The organism is Bacteroides cellulosilyticus (assembly GCF_020091405.1).
Classification (GTDB): Bacteria; Bacteroidota; Bacteroidia; order Bacteroidales; family Bacteroidaceae; genus Bacteroides.
In genome coordinates, this window is record NZ_CP081903.1 from 3932379 (window position 1) to 3950727 (window position 18349).

An 18349-nucleotide genomic window follows, 5' to 3' on the forward strand; every position below is an offset into this window, starting at 1 on the left:
TTTATCTTTGTTCCGTAAACATAAATAATAAACCAAGAATATCATGAAAAGTGATCCGAAAGAATGTCTGTATTGTCAGAATAACGAGACGCTGCACAATCTGATGATTGAGTTTGCCGAACTGAGTGTATCCCGTGTGTTTTTGTTTAAGGAGCAAACATACAGAGGGCGTTGCCTTGTGTCTTACAAAGACCACGTCAATGATTTGAATGAATTGAGCGATGAAGATCGTAATGCTTTTATGGAGGATGTGGCGCGTGTAACTCGTGCCATGCAGAAAGCGTTTAATCCCGAAAAGATTAATTATGGTGCATATTCCGATAAGTTGTCACATCTGCACTTTCATCTTGCTCCCAAATATGTAGATGGTCCCGATTACGGTGGTACTTTCCAGATGAACCCGGGAAAAGTATACTTAACGGATGCTGAATACAAAGAATTGATTGAGGCTGTGAAGAAAGAGCTTTGATAGTGATTAGGGGTGAGTGATCACTCACCCCTAGTCGCTAATTAAAGTTTATTCAGTATTTTGTCCATTGCCCAATTAGTGAGCGTTGCGCTTGCTCCGTCGCAAGTGCAGATGGATTTGCCTAAAAGGTGGTCGACAACGGCTTGGATAAGCGGTTGCTGTACATGTTCCGGATTAGCTACCGGGATTTCTTCTCTTCCTTTTTCTGTATGAAGGGCGATAGGGTCGTAAGTAAATACAGAGAAACAAATCATTCCTTTGTCTCCTATCACTTCAATGCGGTCTTCGCGTGCGGAGTCGTGCGCTACGAAACACCAGGAACCGCTACCTACCAATCCGTTATCAAACTGGAAGCATGCACTCAGAGTATCTTCGGCAGGATAAAGCCCGCCACGGTTACTTTTATATCCGCTGGCTTCGAGGATACAACCGAACATGTTTTGCAATAAGTCAATCTGATGTGGGGCTAAATCATAGAAATAGCCACCGCCGGCAATGTCTGGTTGTACACGCCATGGGAGATTCTCCTTGTTGTAATCTAAATCACGGGGGGGCTGGGCAAAACGAATTTGAACGTTGATGACGTTGCCTATGCTTCCATCCTCTATCAATTCTTTTACTTTGAGGAAGTAGGGCAGATAGCGACGGTAATAAGCCACAAAGCAAGGAACCCCGGTTTCATTGGAAATACGGTTGATGCGGCAGCACTCTTCGTAGGTTACGGCCATAGGCTTTTCTATATATACGGGTTTGCCGGCTTTCATTGCCATGATAGCATAAGTGGCGTGTGAAGAGGGAGGGGTAGCAATGTAGATAGCGTTCACATCTTCATCGTCAATCAATTCCTGGGCATCATCATACCACTTTGGAATACCTCTTTCCTTAGCATAAGCTTTGGCTTTGGCGCCATCGCGACTCATGACAGCAATCACTTCCGAACCTTCCACCTTTTGGAAGGCGGGACCACTTTTATATTTGGTCACTTCTCCGCAACCAATAAATCCCCATTTTATCTTCTTTTCGCTCATAATGATGTAATGTGATTATCACTCTTTTTTATTCTTCCTCAAAATCGAATTCAAAATCAAAGTCGTCCATGAATTCGGGAGTTGTAAACTCTTCCAAAGTTCGGCGATCCTTTTTCGTGGGACGACCTGCACCTTTGGCACGGTCAATGAAACCACTGATACGGCTCATCTCCAGCAGTTCATACTGATCGGGAGTCGTAACGTTCTCCATCATTTCCGTAACGAGCTTTGCACCAATACGTTTCTCGATAGCTTGCAATACTTTGAAAGAGTAGGTCACAGGTGGTTTGCGCACTTGTATCACGTCACCTGGTTTCACTGTACGGGCAGCTTTTGCTAATCCTCCATTGATACTGATGCGTCCTTTCTTACATGCTTCGGCGGCAATGGTACGTGTCTTGAAAATACGTACAGCCCACATCCATTTATCTATTCTTGCTTCACTCATATTGTTTTTTAGTAGTTAGTAGGAAGTAGTTAACTACTATCTACTTCTTATTAAATTGGTTCATTGTAATATCAATTCCTGCCAGGCAGAAGCTTTTGATAATGTCTCCTGCAGTCTTTAAGCGTTCGTCCATGGTCTTCCAGTCTTCGTCAGTGAAGTGGCCCAGTACATAATCTATCTGACCACCTCGTGGGAACTCGTTACCGATACCAAAACGGAGCCGGGCATAGTTCTGTGTGCCCAGGATGGCTGCAATGTGTTTTAGTCCATTGTGTCCGGCGTCGCTACCTTTTCCTTTCAGGCGCAAAGTACCAAATGGCAGAGCAAGATCATCTACTATTACTAACACGTTTTCCAATGGAATGTTCTCTTTCTGCATCCAGTATCGCACGGCATTTCCGCTGAGGTTCATGAATGTAGAAGGTTTCAGCAGTAAAAGCTGGCGTCCTTTCACGGATAGGGTAGTGGTGAAGCCGTAGCGGCCATCATTGAAAGTGACCCCTGCTTCTTTTGCTAATGCATCCACTACCATGAATCCTATATTATGGCGGGTTTCGTGATAGTCAGGACCGATATTTCCTAATCCAACAATTAAGTATTTCATTTCTCTGAGAAATTGTATCTTTTCACCACGGAGTTATACTGAGTTTCACGAATTTTTTTTCTTCTTGTGGTGAATAATTATAAAAAACAAGGAACGCGGATTATCACAGCCTTCGCGGATTAATGAAATCTGCGTCTTCTGCGTTAATCCGCGTTCCGGAATATGTTATCTTTACTGAATGAAAGAAAAGATTAGTTGCCAGCAGTAGCGGCAGCACCTCTCGCGGCACGAGTCAGCTTAACTGCGCATACAACAGCTTCTTTTGCGTTCATCAATTCCAGACCTTCGAAGCTCAACTCGCCAACTTTAACAGTCTTGCCCAGACCTAAGTGAGCAACGTTTACTGTCAGTTTTTCCGGAATAATGTTATATAAAGCTTTCACTTTCAGTTTGCGTGTCTGCAATACCAGCTTACCACCGGCTTTCACACCTTCTGCCAAACCTTCCATCTGTACAGGAACTTCCATTACGATGGGTTTAGATTCGTCAATCTGATAGAAGTCAACGTGCAGGATTGTATCTTTTACCGGGTGAAATTGGATATCTTTCATGATAGCGTTGATTTTTTTTCCGTCGATAACCAGGTCAACTACATAGATGTGCGGAGTATAAACCAAGTTACGCAGACCATCAGCAGATACAGTGAAGTGAATGTTTTCACTTCCTCCGTAGAGTACGCAAGGTACACCGTTGTCTTTACGAATAGCTTTCAAAGCTCTTGCTTGTTCCGAAGAACGTTCTGCAATAGTTCTTGCAGTACCTTTTACTTCAATTGATTTCATTTTTTAAATTTTTTGTGTTACTCTAAATTAAGTTGTTTTGTTGCTTAATTCACCATCGCACGATGTGGGGTTAGCCACACAATGTTGCAAAAAAGCGGTGCAAAAGTACAGCTTCTTTTTGAATTATCAAAGAGTTGGCTCTTCAAAATCAATATCAATCTTGATTTCTCCGTCCAATTCCATTCCTTTGGTATTCATTTCAGCTATAGCATCCAACTCTGCTTCTGCATTTTCATCCGCTTCTGCATTCATATCGCTTATAACTTCCAACATTTCTTTCTGGTTAATGAAATCAATAGCTTCGTTCAGGCCGTTCATGAATTTCTCAAAATCTTCTCTATATAAGAAAATCTTATGTTTTTCAAAACTTACCTGCAAATCTTCGCCTTCACCGGTCACTACCTTCTTACTTTCAGTAATGGCCAGGAACATTTCATCTTTTCTGTTCTTCTTTACATCCAGATAGTAGATTCGTTTACCTGCTTTAATTGATTTGGAGAATACAATCTCCTTATCGTTCATGTCCGCACCGTTTTTCTTCTTTAAGTCTTCCATATTTTAGGTTTCTTGTTGTAATTGGCTTCAAAAATGACGATTTTTTTTAAACTGTCAAAAGAAAAAGCCCGGATAATGAATATCTGCATTAAAAAATGTGATTTATTTGCGTAAACTCATTAAAAATGTCTACTTTTGCATCTCGTTAACAACAGTATTGATTAATAGATTTATGATTAACAGAGTTCTTATTCGTCTTAAGATTATACAGATTGTATATGCTTATTATCAGAATGGCAGTAAAAATTTAGACTCAGCGGAGAAAGAATTATTCTTTAGTCTTTCAAAAGCGTATGACCTTTATAATTATTTGCTGATGCTGATGGTAGCTCTGACGACTTACGCACAAAAACGCATTGATGCGGCAAAGTCCAAGTTAGCTCCGACCGCGGAGGAGTTGTATCCCAACATGAAATTCGTAGAAAACAAGTTCGTTTCACAACTGGAAGTGAATAAGCAGTTAATGGAGTTTGCTGCCAACCAGAAACGTTCGTGGGCAAATGACGAAGACTTTATCAAGGGTTTGTATGACAAGATTATAGTTTCTGATATATATAAGGAATATATGGCTTCGTCTGATAAATCTTATGAAGTTGACCGTGAACTATGGAGAAAGCTCTATAAGGCATTTGTTTTTAATAACGAAGAGTTGGATGTTTTGCTGGAAGATCAGAGCCTTTATTGGAATGATGACAAAGAAATAGTAGACACTTTCGTGCTGAAGACAATTAAACGTTTTGAGGCAAAAAATGGTGCTAACCAGACTTTGTTGCCGGAATTTAAGGATGAGGAAGACCAGGAGTTTGCCCGTCGCTTGTTCCGTCGCGCTATACTGAACTGTGACTATTACCGTCATCTGATCAGTGAAAATACACGCAACTGGGATTTGGATCGTGTAGCCTTTATGGATGTGATAATAATGCAATGCGCATTGGCGGAAATTCTAAGTTTTCCGAACATTCCGGTAAGTGTTTCGTTAAATGAGTATGTTGAGATCGCTAAAGTCTATAGTACGATAAAGAGCGGAAGTTTCGTAAACGGTACATTGGACGGAATAGTTAATCAATTAAAAAAAGAAGGTAAGTTAGCGAAAAACTGATACCTTTGTTGAGTATTAAAAACTAAAAACGAATATTTTATGAATTTAATGACCGTATTCTTGCAAGCTCCTGCCGCAGCCCCTGGTGGTGGTAGCATGATGTGGATTCTTTTGATTGCTATGTTTGCTATCATGTATTTTTTCATGATTCGTCCGCAAAACAAAAAGCAGAAAGAAATTGCAAACTTCCGTAAATCACTTCAAGTAAACCAAAAGGTGATTACTGCCGGCGGTATTCATGGTGTGATTAAAGAAATTAATGACAATGATATAGTACTTGAAATCGCTTCTAACGTTAAGATTAGAATAGATAAAAATTCTATATTTGCGGCTGCTGCTGATGCTAACAGCAATCAGGCTGCTAAATAATTTTGAATAAGTGAGCCTATGATTGATCGTAGGAACATAAAACGCATATATTTAAAAACAGCGAGAAAAGTTAAGGACTTTCTGCTCAGTGATAAGAGCAGAGAGTTCTTAATTTTTTTATTCTTCTTTTTTATAGCCAGTGGTTTCTGGCTACTTCAGACGCTGAACAATGATTATGAAACGGAATTCTCCATTCCGGTACGTTTGAAGGGAGTGCCCAATAATGTGGTTATAACTTCCGAACCACCTTCTGAACTGCATATCCGGGTGAAAGACAAGGGCACGGTGCTGCTCAACTACATGCTTGGAAAGAGCTTTTTTCCTATTACTCTGGATTTTTCTGATTATAAAGGGACTGATAATCATGTACGTATCTACTCTTCACAGTTTGAGAAGAGGTTGCTTAATCAGTTGAATGTATCTACAAAACTGCTTTCTGTAAAACCTGATACTTTGGAGTATATTTATTCTACAGGTGCTTCCAAACTGGTTCCGGTAAAGCTTCAGGGCACGGTGAGTGCAGGGCGGCAATATTATATATCCGATACTGTTTGCAAGCCTGATTCTGTGTTGGCTTATGCGCCGGAGGGAGCATTGGATACCATAACCGTTGCTTATACGCAAAAAGTGAAATTCGAGGATATTTCCGATACATTGAGGCAACAGGTTCCTCTGTTGGCTCCAAGAGGAATTAAGTTTGTGCCCGCTTCGGTAGAAATGGTTTTTCCGGTAGATATTTATACTGAGAAAACGGTGGAAGTTCCCTTGCGGGGAGTTAACTTTCCGGCAGGAAAAGTGTTGCGTGCGTTCCCTTCGAAAGTCAGTGTCACCTTTCAGGTTGGTTTAAGCCGTTTCAATAAGATAACGGAAAGTGATTTCCATATCAATGTTTCTTATGAAGAACTCTTGAAACTGGGTTCGGATAAGAAGTACACAGTAAAACTGAAGTCAGTACCCAAAGGAGTTAATCAGATACGTATCAATCCGGAACAGGTCGACTTTCTTATCGAGCAAGTATCCTTCGAATATGGCGATTAAAATAGGAATAACCGGTGGTATTGGCAGTGGGAAAAGCCTTGTTTCCCGTTTGCTGGAAGTAATGGGGATTCCTGTTTATATTTCAGATATTGAGTCGAAGCGGTTGACGAATTCGGATGCTTTGATCCGTCGTGAATTGATTGCTTTACTGGGTGAAGAGGTGTATACCGGTGATGAATTAAACAAACCTTTGCTTGCTTCCTATATTTTTGGAGATCCTGAGCATATCCGTACAGTGAACAGTATTATCCATCCGCGGGTACGGGACGATTTCCGTCAGTGGGTAGAGCATCATACTACCTATCCGGTAGTAGGCATGGAGTCTGCAATTCTGATTGAAGCAGGATTTGCAGGCGAAGTAGATGCTGTGGTTCTGGTTTATGCGCCCGAAGAAGTTCGCATCATGCGTGCCATGCAGCGTGACACCGCTCCTCGCGAATTGATAGAACGCCGTGTTCGTAGCCAAATGAGTGATGAAGAGAAGCGTACTCAGGCTGATTTTGTAATTGTAAACGACGGTGAAACTCCGTTAATTCCGCAGGTTTTAGAGGTAATAACTTCTCTATCTAAAAATATTGCTTACCTTTGCTTAAGCGAAAATAGGCTGCACCTCGGTAAAAACAAATAAATTTGCTTTTACTCTCGGTTTGCACTATCTTTGCCCACCGAAAAAATAAAATATTACTAATAAAAAAATAGAACATACTATGTTGAAGACTATTTTGTCTATTTCCGGTAAACCGGGATTGTATAAACTCATTTCACAAGGTAGAAATATGTTGATCGTAGAGTCTCTCACGGACAAGAAACGCTTCCCCGCTTATGGTAACGAGAAAATAATCTCTTTGGGTGATATTGCCATGTATACGGATACGGACGACGTACCTTTGAAGGATGTGTTGACTGCTATGAAAGAGAAAGAAAACGGTGCTGCCGTAGTAATGGATTTAAAGAAAGCTACCGCTGATGAACTTCGTGCTTATCTGGGTGAAGTTTTGCCGACTTTTGATCGCGATCGTGTATATCTGGCTGATATCAAAAAGCTTATTTCCTGGTACAATCTGTTAGTTGCTTGTGGAATAACTGATTTTGAAAATACTGCGGAAGCAGAAGTTACAGAAGAAGAAAAGACGGAAGAATAAATTTAAAATAAACTGTTCTTTTAACAGAAAAGGCGGATTATCAGGGTCATCCCGAATAATCCGCTTTTTTTTATGCGGTATCTTTAATTTTGATTACTTTTTTTATACCTTTGTTGCCATCCTGAGATGCGGAGTGGGCGGTGGCCTCTCTCACAAAGATTGAAGGATAATTATGGATAAAAGCGTTTAATATTATCTTGTACTTGAGATCTGGACAATTTCATGCTATTCAAGGATGATAGACAACAAACGCTCATGCTCTGTTGTATATGCATATTCAAATGTATAGTACGGAGCGTGGGCTGTTGTATATTATTTGAATAGTGGCAGTCCAGAGCCCCAGGTACAGTAATAACAGCAGTTCCCACGCTTTTTTTATATGAATTTATTGCCTTTAAGGGGGACTTGAGGCTGGCATTAATTAAGATGGAAGAGCATAAGAGCGTAACAGTACAGGTGGATAAAGCCGCTGGTAAGATATATGTGGATGGAGTGTTGCCGAACGCTACGCTTTGTTTATATCATATCCGGGGGAAGGTGATTGAGGTAAAACAGGCGAGGGAAGAGAACGCTTCGTTTGATTTGCCATGTTCTGGAGAGTATGTGTTGGTTGTAACGCATGCGTTGTCCGTACCAGTTGTTAAGCAGCTCGTTATAGAATAATAAAAAAGCTGCCTTGCTTTCAGCGGCAAGACAGCTTTTTTTATTTGCGGATATTTTAGTTTAGTTTTTGAATATCAGTCCTTCACCACCGGCGTCTACTATAATTGGTTTACTGCGGTCTACTTCCTGAGCGAGCAGCTTTTTCGACAAGTCATTCAGTAAGTAATGTTGGATGGCTCGTTTCACCGGACGGGCACCAAATTCCGGATCATATCCGACCTTTGTTAAGAACTCTATAGCTCCATCCGTCAATATCAGTTCCACACCATTCTGGGCCAGCATCTTTTGTACACCTTTTATCTGGAGTACTACAATCTGCTTGATTTCGCTTTCATTCAGGGGCAGGAACATGATTGTCTCATCAATACGGTTTAGGAATTCCGGGCGAATTGTCTTTTTCAACATATTCATCACTTCCTTCTTCGTTTCTTCAATCACTTGTTCCTTGTTAGTACCATTCAGCTTTTCCATCTGACTCTGAATGTAAGCACTTCCCATGTTGGACGTCATAATGATGATGGTGTTCTTGAAGTTTACCACACGTCCCTTATTGTCTGTCAATCGTCCGTCATCCAATACTTGCAGCAAGATGTTGAATACATCCGGATGCGCCTTTTCTATTTCATCGAATAGCACGACTGAGTATGGTTTACGACGAATAGCTTCAGTCAATTGTCCACCTTCATCATAGCCTACATATCCCGGAGGCGCTCCAACCAGGCGTGACACACTATGCTTTTCCTGATATTCACTCATGTCGATACGCGTCATCATGCTTTCATCATCAAATAGGAATTCAGCGAGTGCTTTGGCAAGTTCCGTTTTACCCACACCGGTGGTACCGAGGAAGATAAACGAACCAATCGGACGTTTCGGATCTTGCAGACCTGCACGACTACGACGTACGGCATCGGCAACAGCTTCAATGGCTTCATCCTGTCCGATGACACGCTGGTGAAGTTCATCTTCCAGATGCAACAGTTTATCCTTTTCGCTTTGCAGCATCTTGCTGACGGGGATGCCTGTCCAACGGGATACTACATCTGCAATGTCTTCGGCATCTACTTCTTCCTTAATCATGGCTTTGTCGCCCTGCATGGCATGGAGCTCCTTTTGAGTATCCTCAATTTCCTGATTCAAAGCCTGCAACTTACCGTAACGGATTTCGGCAACTTTACCGTAATCTCCCTCACGTTCAGCTTTGTCAGCTTCGAATTTAAGGTTTTCTATTTCAACCTTATTCTGCTGGATTCTGTTGACCAATGTCTTTTCACTTTGCCATTTGGCTTTGTACGATTTTTCCTGTTCTTTCAGTTCGGCAAGTTCCTTACCGATTTGTTCCAACTTCGGTTTATCGTTTTCGCGTTTGATGGCTTCGCGCTCAATCTCCAGTTGTTTGATCTTACGTGAAATTTCATCCAGTTCCTCCGGTACGGAGTCTACTTCCATACGTAACTTGGCAGCGGCTTCATCCATCAGGTCGATAGCCTTATCCGGCAAGAAACGATCTGTGATATAGCGGTTGCTCAGCTCTACGGCAGCTATGATGGCGTCATCTTTAATCCGTACATGATGATGATTCTCGTAACGCTCCTTCAATCCACGCAAGATGGAGATGGTGCTCAATGTATCCGGTTCGTTCACGTATACAATCTGGAAACGACGCTCCAGTGCCTTATCTTTTTCGAAGTATTTTTGATACTCGTCAAGAGTTGTTGCACCGATGCTTCTTAACTCACCGCGCGCTAATGCAGGTTTCAGAATATTGGCAGCATCCATGGCACCTTCACCCTTTCCGGCACCAACCAGCGTGTGAATTTCATCAATGAAGAGAATGATATCCCCTTCTGATTTCTTCACCTCATTGATAACGGCTTTCAGACGTTCTTCAAATTCACCTTTATACTTTGCTCCGGCAACCAGCGCACCCATATCCAGTGAGTAAACTTGCTTGTTCTTCAGATTCTCCGGCACGTCACCACGCAGGATACGGTGGGCAAGTCCTTCCACAATGGCAGTCTTACCGGTACCCGGTTCACCTATTAATATAGGATTGTTTTTGGTACGGCGACTCAGGATTTGCAATACACGACGGATTTCTTCATCACGGCCGATAACCGGGTCGAGCTTTCCGCTTCGGGCGGCTTCATTCAGGTTGATGGCATACTTTTCCAGTGACTGATAAGTATCCTCGCTGGATTGTGAAGTAACTTTTTCTCCTTTGCGCAGTTCTGTGATGGCTCCTCGAAGCTCGTGCTCCGTCATTCCCGCATCTTTCAGGATGGTGGCAACTGTGCTTTTTACAGTCAGCAATGCCAACAGCAAATGTTCCAGTGAAACAAATTCGTCACCCATCTCTTTGGAATACTGGGTAGCCTTCTGGAATACTTCGTTCGTTTCACGACTCAGGTAAGGCTCTCCGCCCGAAACTTTGGGTAATGAATCAGTTTGTTTGTCAAGGACGAGTGCGATCTGCTGTCCGTTCATGCCCAGTTTCTGGAAAATGAAGTTAGTGACGTTTTCGCCCACCTTCATCACCCCCTGCATAACATGAACCGGCTCGATAGCCTGCTGTCCACGGCTCTTGGCCAGGTTCAGCGCTTCTTGCACCGCCTCTTGCGATTTAATGGTAAAGTTGTTAAAGTTCATATCTTATATCTCCTTTCTATTTTTCATTTTCAATAACACTTGAATGGGCGCAAAAGATTTGCCAATAGCCTGTACCTGACAATTTTACAGTTAAAAGATGAAAGATAATGCCAAAATGTCTTTATTGTGCCATGCTATTGATATATCTGACGCATCAGGCGTATAGATTCCACAATAGAATCCTTAGGAACAATAAGTAGAATGGGAAGAAAGTCGTATGAAAACCACGCTTTGCCTTATTGTTTTCGTTCTTTTGCCCGTAGCAAAACTTCGTCCCACAGTTGCGGGCTATACGTTTTCCATATGGGGGCTGTGTAGCCCGCAATTGAGGGACGGACAGCCCTCAACCGGAAGACAAGGTTTTGCTTATAGCATAATGACATTAACTTTAAGGCTTTAAGGGGAAAAGGAAGGATCATATCAAGTTTCTCCTCTATAATTCTGCTTTCTATAATAATGAGATAATGGAGTATAACTCCTTAATTCCTAACGAAGTGATACTCCTTTAACACCTGCGATGAATAATTCAGGCTAAAAAAGGAGGTATTTGCATCAATTCGAACAAAGTTTGCATAATGCATATTAAGGACTTGTGAATTAGTGAATTACAAACATAAAAACGCTCTTTTTTTCTGTTTTTCGGTGTAGGATGCAACTTTCCTACACCTTCCTACGCTACTTCCTACACCATCTATCTATTTGATAACCAGATAAAAACAATAGCGGGTGTAGGATGTAGGAAATATTGATATAAACTCGACAATATGAGTTTCTTTTCAGCGATTATCTTTTTATGAAAGAGCAGTGACGAAATCCCAGAGAATCTTATTTTCTAAGCATTACTAAAATATACTAATGTGTAAATTTTGAGTAAAAACTAGTGCAGGGCTGAAAGGAATATTGTATCTTTATCCCTCAAAAATAGAATAGAATAGATTATGGCAGAAAATGTAAAGCTCGCAGAGAATGTGATACTGGTGGACGTAGCATACTTTAATGACGTAGTTAAAGATCTGAAGAGATATTTTGAGTTGCAGTTGGGACGTCCGTTGCAGAATATTTATGTAGAAGAGTGGGCTTCTTATCTGGCACTCGACTCCGGTGTTCGTGATAAGGACAATAACATAGAAGTACTTTTTGTACATGACAGCCAGAGCAATAAGTTGCTTCACTGCGATCCGTCTGATTTGAATAAAGATTTGAACGGGGTAGGCTATACAAATCAGTTAGGTGAGTTTACATTTACTTCTGTATCTTCTGAAGGATTGGTTCCACGGGCAAATCTCTATCTTGATCTGCTGAATATAGCACTTAACTCTGCCGATGTTAAGCGGCTTATGCTGGTTCCGTTTATTGATGATTACGGTGCTAAATTAATGGAAGTTTTGGATGAGCATTTAAGAAATGCTGATACTGAAAACTCAAAAGGATTGTTCCTTTTCAATATGGATGAACCTGCGCATCCCCTTGGTTGCAAATGGGATTTACTGGGTTACTCCATGATGCGTGCATTGGGCATCAAGGCCGAAGAACTGGAATAATGTCTGTTACTTATCACTAATCGCTAACCTTTAATCACTAGCTCCCGTGTCTGATTTTCGTTTAAAAGTATTTCAGTCTGTAGCGAAGAACCTGAGTTTCACGAAAGCTTCGCAAGAGTTGTTTGTCAGTCAGCCTGCCATAACAAAGCATATACAAGAGTTGGAAAGCACTTATCAGGCGCGTTTGTTTGACAGGCAAGGTAGCAAGATTAGTTTGACCGAAGCGGGAAAGTTACTTTGGGAACATTGTGGCCGTATTCTGGAAGATTATAAGCGATTGGAATATGAGATGCATTTGCTGCATAATGAATATACCGGAGAATTGCGTCTGGGCGCCAGTACTACCATTGCCCAATATGTTTTACCTCCATTGCTTGCCAGCTTCATCAAAAAGTTTCCGCAAGTAAATCTTTCATTGATGAACGGCAATTCACGTGAGATAGAAGCGGCTTTGCAGGAACACCGCATAGATCTTGGGTTAGTGGAAGGTGTTTTCCGTTTACCAAATCTGAAATATACTACTTTTTTGGAGGATGAACTGGTGGCTGTGACACGTACGGGAAGTAAACTACAGGTAGGTGAAGAAATTACTCCCGAAGAGTTGCTTCGTATTCCTTTAGTGCTTCGTGAAAGAGGATCGGGCACCTTGGATGTCTTTGAGAAAGCATTGCAACAGCATAATATAAAGTTATCGTCTCTTCAGGTATTAATGTATTTGGGTAGTACGGAAAGTATCAAACTTTTCCTGGAACATACTGATTGCATGGGAATCGTTTCCATTCGCTCTATCACCCGTGAACTCTATGCCGGACAACTGCGTGTCGTTGAGATAAAAGATATGGTTATGCTTCGTGATTTTAGTTTTGCCCAACCTCAGGGACAGGAGAGCGGGCTTTCCCAGGTCTTTATGCAGTTTGCTGCACATCATAACCATAAGTTATAGCGTATAAACAGATACAATTGGTGTATATAGGTAAAGAAGCCTACCTTTGCACCCGGAAATCAGAAATAATATAAATATTGATATACAAAAAAAATTATGGCTTCAATTCAAACTGCGAGTGTAAACACTCTGGCGTATCTTCAACGGAAGAACAAAATTACTTATGTGTCTTTAGTGGTGCTTTTATCAATCTTCTTATTATTGGATTATATCCCCGGTTATTCTACTTGGGTGACACCTCCTGTCGCTTTGTTCCTGGGATTGATTTTTGCTTTGTCAAGCGGGCAGGCACATCCGAAGTTTAATAAGAAAGTATCCAAATATCTTTTGCAGTATTCAGTGGTGGGATTGGGATTCGGTATGAATCTTCAGGCATCTTTAGCCTCGGGTAAAGAAGGAATGGAGTTCACTGTTATTTCAGTAGTGGGCACTATGCTTATCGGTTGGTTCATCGGTCGTAAATTCCTGAAGGTAGACCGTGATACTTCTTACCTCATTAGTTCCGGTACAGCTATCTGTGGTGGTAGTGCTATTGCGGCGGTAGGTCCTGTGTTGCGGGCAAAAGATACGGAAATGTCTGTAGCACTGGGTACTATTTTTATTCTGAATGCTATTGCACTGTTTATCTTTCCGGTAATTGGCCATGCTCTAGATATGAGTCAGCAAGAATTCGGAACATGGGCGGCAATTGCTATACACGATACCAGTTCGGTAGTGGGTGCCGGTGCGGCTTATGGTGAAGAAGCTTTGCAAATTGCTACGACCATTAAATTGACACGTGCCTTGTGGATTATTCCTTTGGCTTTGATTACTTCTTTTGTATTCAAGAGTAAAGGACAGAAGATAAGTATCCCCTGGTTTATTTTCTTCTTTATTTTGGCTATGGTATTCAATACATATGTATTAAATTCATCGGAAACCGGTATTATGATAGGAGAGGGAATTAACAGTCTGGCCAGAAAGACACTGACTATCACTTTGTTCTTTATCGGTGCTTCCCTTTCGCGTGATGTATTGAAGGCAGTGGGTATCAAACCACTTATTCAAGGTGTGTTGTTGTGGGTTACAATTAGCGTAAGCACGCTGGCGTATATTTATTGGTTCTAAAGAAAGCACTTATTAATATTAATATAAGGTATGCGGCAGAAGAAAATTTCTTTTGCCGCATTTTTGGTTCGCCCAGCATGGGTATATTCTAATGGGTGCAAGTCCCTAACACGCCCTGATAGTGGGAAGTGTTTAGCCAACGCCAAGGGTGTCCATCGTGAGTTGGAATCTGAAGGAAGGTAGCGGCAAACATCTGGCCTGACGTACAGAAACCGGATATAAGGCTAAAGGATGTGGGTTAGTCTGCTAAACAAGACAAAGCCTTATAACTATCCGGAAACATCCAAAGTAAATCCGGCAGGTATAAGATGGAAAGAATGTATTCTTAACTGGGGAGGTCTCACAGACGTGCAGATGTTTTTTTTTCAGAAGCACGGAGTAAAGCTTGCTGTGAGAAGTCAGCAGACGACATAGTACCCGAAAAAAAAAATCGGCATTCGGGGAAGGTCTGAACTTTATTTAAGCGAGTAGTCAATGAATGTTACCAAATAAAGGAACGAATGCAGAAAATATCAACCTTGAGTGATAACTGCCGGCAAAAGGATAGGACGGAATCCGAAAGCTATGCCGGAGTGCAGACCTTTATTGGGATAACTGAAAACCACCTCGTGGAAGCGCAATTTACCAAAGATGCTTTATTGGAACGTATTGTGTCGCCCGCAAACATGAACCGCGCCTACAAGCAGGTCGTGGCCAACGGTGGCTGTGGAGGTGTCGATAAGATGGAAACGGAAGATTTACTTCCTTACCTGAAACTCCATAAAGACGAACTGATAAACTCTTTGTTGGACGGTAGCTATCGTCCCAATCCCGTCCGGCGGGTTGAAATTCCCAAGGATGGAGGTAAGAAACGTCAATTAGGTATTCCTACCGTTATTGACCGTCTTATTCAACAATCCATCAGCCAGGTGCTTAGTCCGCTTTACGAACGCCAGTTCAGTGACAACAGCTTTGGCTTCCGCCCTAAACGCAGTGCTCACCAAGCCTTGCGACGCGCCCAATCTCATATCAATAGTGGTCATAAATACTGTGTTGACTTGGACTTAGAAAAGTTCTTCGACACAGTTAATCATAGCAAGTTGATAGAGATTTTGTCACGCACCGTGAAGGATGGTCGTGTTATCTCCCTCGTCCATAAATACCTCCTCTCGGGGGCAATGGTAGCTGGTCACTACGAGAGCCGTGTTCAGGGAACTGTCCAAGGAGGACCTTTGAGCCCCTTGCTGAGCAATGTTATGCTCCATGAATTGGATACAGAGTTGGAATCCCGTGGGCACAAGTTTGTGCGTTATGCGGACGACTGTATGATTTTCTGTAAGAGTAAACGTTCTGCCCTGCGTGTAAAGAAGAGCATAAGCGCTTTTATTGAGAAAGATCTTTTCCTAAAGGTAAATCAAGATAAAACCAGCGTTGGTTATGTTCGTGGCATGAAGTTTCTGGGTTATTCTTTTTATGTAAAGAATGGCGAATGTCGCTTATCTGTCCATCCCAAAAGTTACCTTAAACTGAAAGTTCGCTTGAAAGAACTGACCGGAAGAAGTAATGGTATGGGGTATGAGCAGCGCAAATCAAAGCTTCATCTGTTTATACGTAGCTGGATTGAATACTTTCAGTTGGCAGATATGCAGAGTTATCTGAAACGTATAGATGAATGGCTTCGTCGTAGGATACGCATGTGTATATGGAAATACTGGAAGAAGGTCAAAACTCGGTTTGCCAATTTGCAGAAGTGTGGCATCAGTAAGTTCTATGCCTGGCAACATGCCAATACTCGCTTAGGGTATTGGTGTATAGCTGGGAGCAGAATCCTAACTTCTGCCATGGATAATGACAAATTGAAACTAGTGGGGTACCCTACCTTGATGGAGTATTACAGTAAATTGCATCGTAAGTAAAGAACCGCCACGTGCCGAACGGCATGCGTGGTGGTGTGAGAGGTCGGAAAGCGAAAGTAGGAAGAAAACTACTTCGTTTTCCTCCTACTCGATTATAAAATTCATTTTCTTTGTAACAAACTTCTGTCCCTTTACGTCTAATCAATAGATACAACCAATAAACAGGATTGAGATACAGAAAAAGCCCATGGATGCTGAAAGTTTTAAAAATGAGTTTCTGCCCTACCACCGCAAGCTGTACAGTGTAGCCTATCGGCTGCTTGAGAATGCGGCAGATGCGGAGGACTTGGTTCAGGAAGCCTATCTGAAGCTATGGGATAAGCGGGAAGGATTGATGGTTATCAGTAACCCGGAAGCGTTCAGTGTCACTTTGGTAAAGAATATGTGCTTTGATTTGCTTCGTTCAGGGAAGTATGTCTTATCCAGGCAAACTGTGGAATTGACTGCTGTACAGGATATTTCTCAAGCTGATAATCTGGAGGTACGTGACGAAGTAAGGCAAGTAAAAGATATCATTGCCCACTTGCCCGAACAGCAGCAGCGGATTGTGAACCTGCGTGATGTCAAAGGCTGTTCTTACGAAGAGATAGAACAAGTGACCGGATTGAACTCTACAAATATCCGTGTACTGCTGTCCCGGGCGAGGAAAAGAATACGTGAGGAATTTAATAAATGGAATAACTATGAAAGTCGAGGAAATTGAAAGGCTGCTCGCCGAGTTTTATGAGGGGAACACTACCGAGAGCCAGGAAGAGGCGTTGAGAGATTATTTCAGAACAACGGAAGTGCCCGAACATCTGCAAAAGGATAAAGAAATTTTTCTTAGCCTTAACCAGGGTGCAGATAGAGATGTGGAAGTTCCTGCGGGCTTGGGGGATAAACTGAGCCGGCTGATTGATGAAAAGGCTGAAGAAGAACAACGTTTCTTCCGACCTAACAAATCCAGACGTAACTGGCGCTGGATTGGGAGTGTTGCAGCAACCATACTGGTAATTATAGGCATCGGATATGGTGTGGAAAATCTGGGAAAAGATGTGTGTCCGCCCACACCGCAGGATACATTCTCTGATCCGGAAGAAGCTTATCAGGTTTTGCAAGCCACTTTGATTGAAGTTTCCACCAATCTGAATCAAGGCATTGCCCAGGTGAAGGAAACGCAAATGGATATGAAAAAAGTTAATCAGGAAGTAAAAAAAGAAATGCAAAGATAAACGATTATGAAACTCAACAAGATTTTATTGGCAGGTGTGCTGCTGATGCTCCCCCTGCTCTGCCAGGCGCAGAAAAATATATTCAATACGTATAATGATATGAAAGGGGTTTCCTCTGTTTATATCTCAAAAGCGATGATTGAAATGAACCCCAATCTTTTCACGAAGGATATCTATATTGGGAAAGTGTCCGGTAAGCTGGAAAGCGTACAGATTGTTTCTACAATGGATAATAATATCAAGAAGGATTTGCGGAAAGATTTGCGTACACTGGTACAGTCGTCCAAATATGAGCTGTTGATGAAGCAGAAGGGGAATGTCTCCAGTTCCGAATTCTATATTAATAGGAAAGGGGATAAGGTGAAGGAACTGATTATGATTATAGACGGTGCTGCTAACTTGAAGTTCGTTTATCTGGAAGGAGAAATGACTTTGAAAGATATTCAGAATATCATGATGTATCAAAATACCAGTATGAATGCGGGAGGGAATGTATATCGTATCGTAGACGGTACTCTTGATTTGGCGGATTTGGGCGTTTTGGACGGTTTGAAAGGATTGGAAAGCTTGCAGGGCTTAGAAGGTTTGAAGAGTTTGGAAAGCTTGAAAAGTCTGGAAAGCCTGAAAGGATTAAAGAATTTGAAAGACTTAGGTAAACTAAAAGATAGCGAATATTTAAAGAAACAGATGGATGCCGATTCCTGGAAACGTTTTGAGGAGAGCATGGAGATGCTGGAAAAGCGCTTGGAAGACTTGGAATGAGGCTGTCCGCTGATAGGTGTAAATAGTTTGTTGAGAAAGGGGAA

At 41.8% G+C, this 18349-nt stretch carries 20 protein-coding genes; 14 read left to right on the plus strand and 6 right to left on the minus strand.

Annotated features, from left to right (window positions below):
• Positions 1 to 43: 43 nt before the first annotated feature.
• The gene (locus K6V21_RS14465; protein ID WP_007213177.1) at positions 44 to 469 is read left to right on the plus strand and encodes an HIT family protein; all 426 of its coding nucleotides are present in this window, start codon (positions 44 to 46) and stop codon (positions 467 to 469) included.
• A 41-nt stretch (positions 470 to 510) separates the two neighbouring features.
• Here K6V21_RS14465 and K6V21_RS14470 read toward each other — a convergent pair whose 3' ends face one another.
• From K6V21_RS14470 to K6V21_RS14490, 5 genes are all read right to left on the minus strand, one after another.
• The gene (locus K6V21_RS14470) at positions 511 to 1497 is read right to left on the minus strand and encodes a Gfo/Idh/MocA family protein (RefSeq protein ID WP_044265008.1); all 987 of its coding nucleotides are present in this window, start codon (positions 1495 to 1497) and stop codon (positions 511 to 513) included.
• Positions 1498 to 1525: 28 nt separating this feature from the next.
• Positions 1526 to 1945 (minus strand): RNA-binding S4 domain-containing protein, encoded by a 420-nt coding sequence (locus tag K6V21_RS14475; RefSeq protein WP_022208384.1) that lies wholly within the window; start codon positions 1943 to 1945, stop codon positions 1526 to 1528.
• A gap of 40 nt (positions 1946 to 1985) precedes the next feature.
• Positions 1986 to 2549 (minus strand): aminoacyl-tRNA hydrolase, encoded by a 564-nt coding sequence (pth, locus tag K6V21_RS14480; protein ID WP_007215890.1) that lies wholly within the window; start codon positions 2547 to 2549, stop codon positions 1986 to 1988.
• Positions 2550 to 2740: 191 nt separating this feature from the next.
• Entirely contained in the window at positions 2741 to 3331 is a 591-nt protein-coding gene (locus tag K6V21_RS14485) for a 50S ribosomal protein L25/general stress protein Ctc (protein ID WP_044265013.1), read from the minus strand.
• Between the two features lie 126 nt (positions 3332 to 3457).
• Entirely contained in the window at positions 3458 to 3886 is a 429-nt protein-coding gene (locus K6V21_RS14490) for a PUR family DNA/RNA-binding protein (protein WP_044265015.1), read from the minus strand.
• 172 nt (positions 3887 to 4058) lie between these two features.
• On the opposite strand from K6V21_RS14490, the gene nusB reads away from it, so the two are divergent.
• From nusB to K6V21_RS14520, 6 genes are all read left to right on the plus strand, one after another.
• Positions 4059 to 4985 carry a transcription antitermination factor NusB gene (nusB, locus tag K6V21_RS14495; protein WP_007213183.1) on the plus strand — a complete coding sequence of 309 codons (927 nt, stop codon included), beginning with the start codon at positions 4059 to 4061 and terminating at the stop codon, positions 4983 to 4985.
• A gap of 39 nt (positions 4986 to 5024) precedes the next feature.
• Positions 5025 to 5354 carry a preprotein translocase subunit YajC gene (gene yajC, locus K6V21_RS14500; RefSeq protein ID WP_007213184.1) on the plus strand — a complete coding sequence of 110 codons (330 nt, stop codon included), beginning with the start codon at positions 5025 to 5027 and terminating at the stop codon, positions 5352 to 5354.
• A gap of 18 nt (positions 5355 to 5372) precedes the next feature.
• Positions 5373 to 6392: a CdaR family protein gene (locus K6V21_RS14505; protein WP_217713874.1), complete on the plus strand. Its 1020-nt coding sequence runs from the start codon at positions 5373 to 5375 to the stop codon at positions 6390 to 6392.
• Entirely contained in the window at positions 6382 to 7020 is a 639-nt protein-coding gene (gene coaE, locus K6V21_RS14510; protein ID WP_224319048.1) for a dephospho-CoA kinase, read from the plus strand. The genes K6V21_RS14505 and coaE overlap by 11 nt, the downstream gene beginning before the upstream one ends.
• A gap of 79 nt (positions 7021 to 7099) precedes the next feature.
• The gene (locus tag K6V21_RS14515) at positions 7100 to 7534 is read left to right on the plus strand and encodes a DUF5606 domain-containing protein (protein ID WP_044265021.1); all 435 of its coding nucleotides are present in this window, start codon (positions 7100 to 7102) and stop codon (positions 7532 to 7534) included.
• A 426-nt stretch (positions 7535 to 7960) separates the two neighbouring features.
• Positions 7961 to 8197 carry a hypothetical protein gene (locus tag K6V21_RS14520; RefSeq protein WP_044265022.1) on the plus strand — a complete coding sequence of 79 codons (237 nt, stop codon included), beginning with the start codon at positions 7961 to 7963 and terminating at the stop codon, positions 8195 to 8197.
• A 60-nt stretch (positions 8198 to 8257) separates the two neighbouring features.
• Here the strand turns inward: K6V21_RS14520 and clpB are convergent, their stop codons facing one another.
• The gene (gene clpB, locus K6V21_RS14525) at positions 8258 to 10846 is read right to left on the minus strand and encodes an ATP-dependent chaperone ClpB (RefSeq protein WP_224319049.1); all 2589 of its coding nucleotides are present in this window, start codon (positions 10844 to 10846) and stop codon (positions 8258 to 8260) included.
• Between the two features lie 938 nt (positions 10847 to 11784).
• Here clpB and K6V21_RS14530 point away from each other — a divergent pair.
• The 7 genes from K6V21_RS14530 (at position 11785) to K6V21_RS14560 (ending at position 18305) form a co-directional block, all read left to right on the plus strand.
• A complete protein-coding gene (locus K6V21_RS14530; RefSeq protein WP_217713871.1) occupies positions 11785 to 12387 on the plus strand; it encodes a DUF6621 family protein in 603 nt (200 codons plus the stop codon).
• Between the two features lie 46 nt (positions 12388 to 12433).
• Positions 12434 to 13330: a LysR family transcriptional regulator gene (locus K6V21_RS14535; RefSeq protein ID WP_224319050.1), complete on the plus strand. Its 897-nt coding sequence runs from the start codon at positions 12434 to 12436 to the stop codon at positions 13328 to 13330.
• A 96-nt stretch (positions 13331 to 13426) separates the two neighbouring features.
• Entirely contained in the window at positions 13427 to 14437 is a 1011-nt protein-coding gene (locus K6V21_RS14540) for a YeiH family protein (RefSeq protein WP_007213204.1), read from the plus strand.
• A gap of 488 nt (positions 14438 to 14925) precedes the next feature.
• Positions 14926 to 16332 (plus strand): group II intron reverse transcriptase/maturase, encoded by a 1407-nt coding sequence (ltrA, locus tag K6V21_RS14545; protein WP_224322048.1) that lies wholly within the window; start codon positions 14926 to 14928, stop codon positions 16330 to 16332.
• Between the two features lie 187 nt (positions 16333 to 16519).
• Positions 16520 to 17035 (plus strand): RNA polymerase sigma factor, encoded by a 516-nt coding sequence (locus K6V21_RS14550; protein WP_007213205.1) that lies wholly within the window; start codon positions 16520 to 16522, stop codon positions 17033 to 17035.
• Complete coding sequence (locus K6V21_RS14555; protein WP_007215899.1) at positions 17016 to 17543, plus strand: hypothetical protein; 528 nt, start codon at positions 17016 to 17018, stop codon at positions 17541 to 17543. The genes K6V21_RS14550 and K6V21_RS14555 overlap by 20 nt, the downstream gene beginning before the upstream one ends.
• Before the next feature lie 6 nt (positions 17544 to 17549).
• The gene (locus K6V21_RS14560) at positions 17550 to 18305 is read left to right on the plus strand and encodes a DUF4252 domain-containing protein (RefSeq protein ID WP_217713870.1); all 756 of its coding nucleotides are present in this window, start codon (positions 17550 to 17552) and stop codon (positions 18303 to 18305) included.
• Positions 18306 to 18349 lie beyond the last annotated feature (44 nt).

What these genes read in the sequence shown, in the direction of transcription:
- clpB (WP_224319049.1), bottom strand. Translation starts at nt 10,846, where the DNA reads ATGAACTTTAACAACTTTACCATTAAATCGCAAGAGGCGGTGCAAGAA.
- K6V21_RS14470 (WP_044265008.1), bottom strand. Translation starts at nt 1,497, where the DNA reads ATGAGCGAAAAGAAGATAAAATGGGGATTTATTGGTTGCGGAGAAGTG.
- K6V21_RS14515 (WP_044265021.1), top strand. Translation starts at nt 7,100, where the DNA reads ATGTTGAAGACTATTTTGTCTATTTCCGGTAAACCGGGATTGTATAAA.
- pth (WP_007215890.1), bottom strand. Translation starts at nt 2,549, where the DNA reads ATGAAATACTTAATTGTTGGATTAGGAAATATCGGTCCTGACTATCAC.
- K6V21_RS14485 (WP_044265013.1), bottom strand. Translation starts at nt 3,331, where the DNA reads ATGAAATCAATTGAAGTAAAAGGTACTGCAAGAACTATTGCAGAACGT.
- nusB (WP_007213183.1), top strand. Translation starts at nt 4,059, where the DNA reads ATGATTAACAGAGTTCTTATTCGTCTTAAGATTATACAGATTGTATAT.
- K6V21_RS14530 (WP_217713871.1), top strand. Translation starts at nt 11,785, where the DNA reads ATGGCAGAAAATGTAAAGCTCGCAGAGAATGTGATACTGGTGGACGTA.
- K6V21_RS14560 (WP_217713870.1), top strand. Translation starts at nt 17,550, where the DNA reads ATGAAACTCAACAAGATTTTATTGGCAGGTGTGCTGCTGATGCTCCCC.
- K6V21_RS14465 (WP_007213177.1), top strand. Translation starts at nt 44, where the DNA reads ATGAAAAGTGATCCGAAAGAATGTCTGTATTGTCAGAATAACGAGACG.
- yajC (WP_007213184.1), top strand. Translation starts at nt 5,025, where the DNA reads ATGAATTTAATGACCGTATTCTTGCAAGCTCCTGCCGCAGCCCCTGGT.
- K6V21_RS14520 (WP_044265022.1), top strand. Translation starts at nt 7,961, where the DNA reads ATGGAAGAGCATAAGAGCGTAACAGTACAGGTGGATAAAGCCGCTGGT.
- coaE (WP_224319048.1), top strand. Translation starts at nt 6,382, where the DNA reads ATGGCGATTAAAATAGGAATAACCGGTGGTATTGGCAGTGGGAAAAGC.
- K6V21_RS14555 (WP_007215899.1), top strand. Translation starts at nt 17,016, where the DNA reads ATGAAAGTCGAGGAAATTGAAAGGCTGCTCGCCGAGTTTTATGAGGGG.
- K6V21_RS14475 (WP_022208384.1), bottom strand. Translation starts at nt 1,945, where the DNA reads ATGAGTGAAGCAAGAATAGATAAATGGATGTGGGCTGTACGTATTTTC.
- K6V21_RS14540 (WP_007213204.1), top strand. Translation starts at nt 13,427, where the DNA reads ATGGCTTCAATTCAAACTGCGAGTGTAAACACTCTGGCGTATCTTCAA.
- K6V21_RS14505 (WP_217713874.1), top strand. Translation starts at nt 5,373, where the DNA reads ATGATTGATCGTAGGAACATAAAACGCATATATTTAAAAACAGCGAGA.
- K6V21_RS14490 (WP_044265015.1), bottom strand. Translation starts at nt 3,886, where the DNA reads ATGGAAGACTTAAAGAAGAAAAACGGTGCGGACATGAACGATAAGGAG.
- K6V21_RS14550 (WP_007213205.1), top strand. Translation starts at nt 16,520, where the DNA reads ATGGATGCTGAAAGTTTTAAAAATGAGTTTCTGCCCTACCACCGCAAG.